This window comes from Rubellimicrobium mesophilum DSM 19309 (genome assembly GCF_000600335.2).
Classification (GTDB): Bacteria; Pseudomonadota; Alphaproteobacteria; order Rhodobacterales; family Rhodobacteraceae; genus Rubellimicrobium; species Rubellimicrobium mesophilum.
On the sequence record NZ_KK088559.1, the window covers coordinates 74,217 to 80,842 of the forward strand.

Consider the following 6,626-nt stretch of genomic DNA (forward strand, 5'->3'; position numbering starts at 1 on the left):
GCAAGGGTCAGATTCACCGGGTTCTCCGCCAGCGCCGAGGCTGCCATAACCGGCGCCATGCAGACCGCCTACAACGGGTCGGCGACGGCGAGAGGCATGTTCGAAGACTGGATCTCGGATCCGGCGAAGACGATCCCGATCAAGTTCGTCAACAACGACATGTTCGTCACCGGCGTCGGTGGCCCCAACCCGGTCCTGTCGGCCGATGTCGGCTTCGTCGTGGACAACAGCTACATCGACAACCACGGGAAGGCCGTCGAGGACACCCTCGTGACATGCCTCGTGCACGAGTTCGTCCATCAACTGACCGGTCGGAGGGATCTGACGTCGGGCTCCGATCCGTTGACCGACTACCAGGGCGACACGGTAAGGTTCGCGAACATCATCTACAGGGAGCTGGGCCTTCCCGAGCAGAACTCCTACATCGCCTACGACTCGGATGGGACCCTGCTGAAGAGAGGATTCAACTACACGAATGGAACCGAGATCGATCGGTCGTTCGTGGGAGACCGCGACTTCAGCTCCGTGGCGGCGCTGGTCTCGGACGACCTCCTCATCGGAGGAGCCTCGGCCAACACGCTGGAGAGCGGGCTTGGCAACGACTTCCTGTTCGGTGCGGGCGGGGACGATACTCTCAGCGGCGGGATCTCCGGCACCGACACCGCCGTCCTGACGGGAAAGCCGGTCGATTACGACATAAGGCTCAATCCCGACGGCACCTGGACGGCCCGGCACATCCGTGGAACCGCGGACGAGGGCACCGATACCTTCATCAACCTCGAGAAGGTGCAATTCGCCGGGGGCCAGACCTTCGATCTGGCAAAGGGCGGCCTGACGTTCCAGAACGACGTGGCGTTCGTGGTCGACGAGACCGGGAGCATGGGCGACGACATCGCCGCTGTGCAGGCCGCGGCGACCGGCGTGGTCAACGGCCTGTTCGCAGCAGGCACCATCGACGCGCGGATCGGCATCGTCGGATTCCGCGACACCACCATCGGGGAGCCCACGGAGATCGTCCTCGAGTTCACGGATCAGGACGCCTTCGCGGACAGGCAGGCCGCAGCGCTCACCGCGATCGGCTCGCTCAGCGCCAGCGGCGGCGGCGATTCCCCGGAGACGGCCTTCGACGGACTCCTTCAGGCGTTGAACGGCTCGATGGGCGACTGGCGGCTGGGCGCCGGCAAGAAGGAGGTCGTGCTCTTCACCGACGCCGAGGCCAAGGACGCGTCCTTGCTGCCAACCGTCCTGTCCTATGCCAACGACATCGGGGCGGTCATCACGAGCAGGTCCTCCCACGCGCTCGGGACGATCGGAGCGGTCGACACCTTCGAGCTGAGCGGGATCGACCATAGTAGCTCGGGCCGGGATCCTGAATCGGACGGGTTCGACTTTCCCGATTTCGTGCCCTCCGGCGACCCGATCGGCCCCCCGGGAGAAACGGCCACCGTTCGCGTCACGACGATCTTCATTGACACCTTCATATCGCCCGACCCCACGTTCGAGGAATTGGCCGAGGGCACAGGAGGTTCGGTCAGGACGGCCTCCGATCCGGACGAGGTCGTCGCCGATCTGCTGGATATTTTGACCTCCGCAACCTACCGGCTGACGGTGGATGCTCCGACCGTCGTGGAGGGGCATGACGGCACGACGGACGTCACCTTCACGCTCAGCCGCGACCGGGGGGCGCTCGAGTCGGAGGTCACCTTCGAGACGACCGGCACGGGCGACTCGGACGACGTCTCCGGCGCGCCGACGACCGTCAGCTTCGCGGCCGGCCAACTGTCCAAGACCATCACCGTTTCGGTCCACGGAGATTCGATCGACGAGGGGGACGAGACGTTCGGGCTGAGGATCACGGACATCAGCGAGTCGTCATCGTTCGGACCCGAACCCGTAGAGTTCACGATCCTGGACGATGACGTCGAAGGCTCGGTCCAGGAGGTCGCGGCCGGGGGTACCGTGGTGGCGACGCTGCCCACCCTGGGCTTCGACGCCTCCAACGTCACCTACAAGCTACTGGACGACGCGGGCGGGCGCTTCGCCCTCTCGGGCAACCAGATCGTGGTGGCCGACGGGTTGCTGCTCGACTACGAGCAGCAGGCTCGCCACGCCATGCAGGTGCGCCTGAGACGACAGCCTGGGCGGGGAATACATTCTGAACGTCACCGCCAACCTGACGGACCTCGCGCCCGAGAGGATCGTCGGGGACAATCGGGCCAATACATTCAAGTCGGGCGCGGGCAACGACGTCCTGAACGGTGGCATCGGCAGAGACGTCCTGGAGAGCGGCGCCGGCAAGGACAGGCTCCTGGGCGGGGACGGCAGGGACGACCTCCTGGGCGGCAGGGGCAAGGACGTCCTGAATGGCGGCAACGGCGCCGACGACTTCATCTTCACCGGCCTGAGGGACAGCGGCCCGACCAAGGCCAGGTTGGACATCATCAAGGGGTTCGAGCGCAAGGACGACATCGACCTCCATGCCATCGACGCCATCAAGGGCCGGGGCAATCAGGCCTTCGAGCTCGACCGGGACGGCTCCTTCTCGGCGGGCGAGATCCGGCACACGGACACCAAGGCCGGCATCCTGATCGAGTTGAACGTCGACAACGACGCCAAGGCCGAGATGGCCATTCTTCTCAGGGGCTTCCACGACAACCTGCACGACCGCGAGTTCGTGCTCTAGTCGGAGGATGGGCTCAGGGGCGGGCCGGCCTTGTCCGGCCCGTCGCCATGGACGGCACGTGCCGGTGGGCGTTCGTCCCGCAGAGGGCGCATTCTCCAGCACCACGGCGGCGCGCGAGCCGAGCTCCGTGGCGGTCGCGGCATGGCGACCGACGCGCCCTGGACCAGCAACGGCGTCAGAAGGCACGCTCGAAGGCCGCCAGGTCGCGTGAGATGGAGGGATGTAGGCACGGTCGGCGCGCGTGCCTGTGCGCCGAGCCGGCACGCAGCCGGTCTCGGAGCGGGATCATGAAGGCGTTCTGTCCCTGAGGCTGAGGCTCAGGTGCCGGCCGACCGAGCCCGGGCCCAATGCAGGACGAGCCGTGCCGCGCAGTTGTGAAGATGCTGGCCTGGCTCTCGGCCCTTGCCGGTTCAGGACCGTGGTCCGCGTCAGGAGCGGAGATCCCGTCCGCCCCGGGCCCTGCGGATCGGGCCCGCACGCGCGCGCCTCGATCATGCCGCACCGGAGCCGCGTCTCCTCCTCCGAGATGTCGCGCCTACGGGAGATCGACCTGGCGAGTTCCGTGCGCGAGGCGGTCGGAGGCTTCACGGGCCTGCCATCGGGGCGGACCGGCCCGGAGGAAGCCATATTCTGGCGCCCATACCAGCCGTTCGGAAGCTCAGTGCCCGCAGGGTCGCGGCCGACGCGGTTGGCGACGGGGCCGAGGTCGTCGCCCGATTCGGAGATGAGGGCAAGGCCACAACGGCCAGCCATCGGGCCAGCGCGGACGAATTGATCGCTCTCCCAGGACGCGCCGGGCCACGCGTTACATGGGGCCGAGTGGGCGCACGAAATGCCGATTCCCTGGCCGAGTTGCGCCGCTGGGTCAGAGCTTTCGGAGCATTAGGAGGCTGGAATTATCTGAAGTGGTGCTGCAAGAGAGGATTGAACTCTCGTTGGATGCACCTTGCTCCTTGATGTTGCTCAAGAAAATCTAAGCCATCTTCTCAGAGTGTGTAACAGGTCTGTGGGCAGAATCAAGGTAGGTGCCGCCAGCTATCTTGACCTTCGCAACTTGGTCCAGAGCCAAAGGTTTGTTTTGCCAATGCTCTGTCCTGAACAGCTGTGGATCGCGGGCGACGTGTTTTCATCTCGTAGGAAAAGACCCCCCCGGGTCCCCTTGGGGTCACTTCAAAAAAGGCGGGGTTTATTGGTGTTATTGTTGTTGAGGCAATGATCCTCCGCAAGCCGTTCACCTTGCTCGTGTAGCCACACACTGCAAGAGCATGAGCAACCTCACTTGAACATGTCGCGATAGAGCAGGCACGTTGCGACTCGGGGCGGGCCTGAACCGTGGAGTGGTGGACGTGTCGGAAGTGGTGGAACGCCTGAAGGCGTTTGTTGAGTATGCCAAGGCGCTGAAAGACGAGAAGGGCGAAGCCCAAGTGTTCTGCGACCGCTTGTTCCAAGCGTTCGGGCATAAGGGCTACAAGGAAGCAGGAGCCACGCTGGAAGCCCGGCAAACCAAGGCGGGGGGGCAAAGGCAAGAAGTTCGTTGACCTGATCTGGAAGCCACATCTCCTCATGGAGATGAAGAACGCTGGCGAAAAGCTGCACCTTCACTACCAGCAGGCGTTCGACTACTGGATTGCAGCCGTCCCGGATCGGCCCCGTTACGTGGTCCTGTGCAACTTCCGCGAGTTCTGGATTTACGATTTCGACAAGCAGCTTGGGGAGCCGGTGGACAAGGTTGCGCTTGAGGACCTACCCAAACGCTACACGGCTCTGAACTTCCTCTTCCCGAACAACCCCAAGCCGATCTTCGGCAATGACCGGGAGAAGGTCTCTCGGGAAGCCGCTGACAAGATGGCGGAGCTGTTCCGAGGTCTGGTGGCGCGGCCAAAGAACCCCGTTCCCCGAGAGAAGGCCCAGCGCTTCGTTCTTCAGCTCCTCGTGGCGATGTTCGCTGAGGACATTGACCTGATGCCCGCCGCAACCATCCAGGGCATCTACGACGACTGCGTGAACAACAAACAGTCGCCCTATGACCTCTTCGGGAGTCTGTTCCGGCAGATGAACGACCCTAAGGCGGCTGAGGCCGGGCGCTTCAAAGGAGTTCGCTACTTCAACGGTGGGCTCTTCAGCAAAGTCGAGCCCATCGAGCTGGACCGATTCCAACTGGACCTGATTGGGAAGAACGACGAGGGGGCCGCGACGAAAGATTGGTCCATGGTCAACCCGGCGATCTTCGGGACCTTGTTTCAAGACAGCATGGATGAAGGGCAGCGCCACGCCTATGGCGCACACTACACCCACGAGGCCGACATTCAGCGCATCGTAGGGCCGACGATCGTCCGGCCATGGCGCGAGCGCATAGACGCCGCCAAGTCGATGAAGGAGCTGATCGAGCTACGGAAGGAACTGGCCAAGTTCCGTGTTCTCGACCCGTCCTGTGGAAGCGGTAACTTCCTCTATGTCGCCTTCCGCGAGATGACGAGGCTCGACCTCCGCATCCTTCAGCGGATGAAGGACCGCTCCGAGAGCGGCTTTCTCAACGAGGCGAAGACCTTAACCGTGGTGAGCCCCAAGCAGTTCTACGGGATCGAGCTGGACGGCTTCGGCGTGGAGCTGGCGAAGGTCACGCTGATGCTGGCCAAGAAGCTCGCGCTGGACGAAGCTCAGGAGACCTTGGGAGCGCTCCAAGGGGAGCTGGCCTTGTCAGGGGATGCTCTGCCCCTCGACAACCTTGACGACAACATCCGACAAGGAGACGCGCTCTTTGACGAATGGCCCAAGGTGGACGCCATCATCGGCAACCCGCCTTACCAGAGCAAGAACAAGCGGCAGGCCGAGATGCCCGTAGGCTATCTCCACGACTTGCGGGAGCGGTTCCCGAACGTGGATGGCCGAGCTGACTACTGCGTCTATTGGTTCCGGCTGGCTCACGACCACCTGAAGCCCGGCCAGCGGGCAGGCTTGGTTGGCACCAACACCGTCCGTCAGAACTACAGCCGAGAGGCGAGCCTCGACTATATCGTGGGCCATGGCGGCACGATTACGGAAGCCGTGTCGAGTATGCCGTGGCCAGGTGAAGCGGCGGTTCATGTCTCCATTGTCAACTGGACGAAGGGAAAGGACGGGGGACAGAAGCGGCTCTTCATCCAAGAGGGGAACAAACCCGGAGAGAACGAGCGGGTTGCTACGCTCGACAAGATCGGTCCCGCCTTGTCCTTCAACCTTGATGTGACGGCAGCGAAGACCATTCGGGCCAATGCGGCGCGGGGCTGCTACCAGGGCCAGACGCACGGTCACAAGGGTTTCCTTATGAAGGCCGAGTCGGCGAAGCTCGCCCTGTCCGAGGACAAGACGGGCAAGTTAAAGCAAGTTCTTCGTCCATTCATGATCGCGAATGACCTGATTGCCAGGAAGGTGCCCGCTCCGGGACGCTACGTGATAGACTTTCAAGGCATGGACGTGATCGCAGCGCAGTCGTTCAAGGTTCCGTTCAAGCAAGTGGAACGCACCGCTCTTCCGGACCGTCAGAAGGCAGCAAAGACGGAAGAGGAGCGCAATGCGAAGGCGCTGGCCAAGAATCCTAAGGCCAAGGTCAACCGACACCACGCCAACTTCCTGCGTTCATGGTGGGTCATGTCCTACCCCCGTGAAGCGATGGTGAAGGAGTTAGCAAAGCTCCCCCGCTACATTGCTTGTGGTCGAGTAACTAAGCGTCCCATCTTTGCCTTCCTTGACGGCTCAATCCGTCCAAACGATGCGATCCAAGTCTTCGCCTATGATGATGACTATTCATTCGGCATGGCTCTGTTGAGCAATTCGGCGTAAGAGCGAGCTGCCCCTGACCCCCGTCGGCTTTATGCAACGCGCTTGGTCTCGGGGGTGCCGAGGGCGGTGAAGCGGTTGAGAAGGGCGGCACGGATCTGAAGCTCGGCGGTTTGGCGGCTGGGGG

The 6,626-nt window shown here is 63.0% G+C and carries 3 protein-coding genes and 1 pseudogene; all 4 read left to right on the forward strand.

Annotated elements, in window-relative coordinates:
- Positions 1-159: 159 nt before the first annotated feature.
- Positions 160-1,908 (forward strand): annotated as a pseudogene (locus RUMESO_RS28405) (VWA domain-containing protein); the annotation flags it as partial.
- Positions 1,909-2,251: 343 nt separating this feature from the next.
- Positions 2,252-2,683, forward strand: a complete 432-nt coding sequence (locus tag RUMESO_RS28410) for a calcium-binding protein (RefSeq protein WP_425414879.1) — start codon at positions 2,252-2,254, stop codon at positions 2,681-2,683.
- 1,346 nt (positions 2,684-4,029) lie between these two features.
- Complete coding sequence (locus tag RUMESO_RS24965) at positions 4,030-4,221, forward strand: hypothetical protein (protein ID WP_156362714.1); 192 nt, start codon at positions 4,030-4,032, stop codon at positions 4,219-4,221.
- 4 nt (positions 4,222-4,225) lie between these two features.
- Positions 4,226-6,502, forward strand: coding sequence for a DNA methyltransferase (locus RUMESO_RS06545; protein ID WP_342670731.1), 2,277 nt, complete (start codon positions 4,226-4,228; stop codon positions 6,500-6,502).
- Positions 6,503-6,626: the final 124 nt, after the last annotated feature.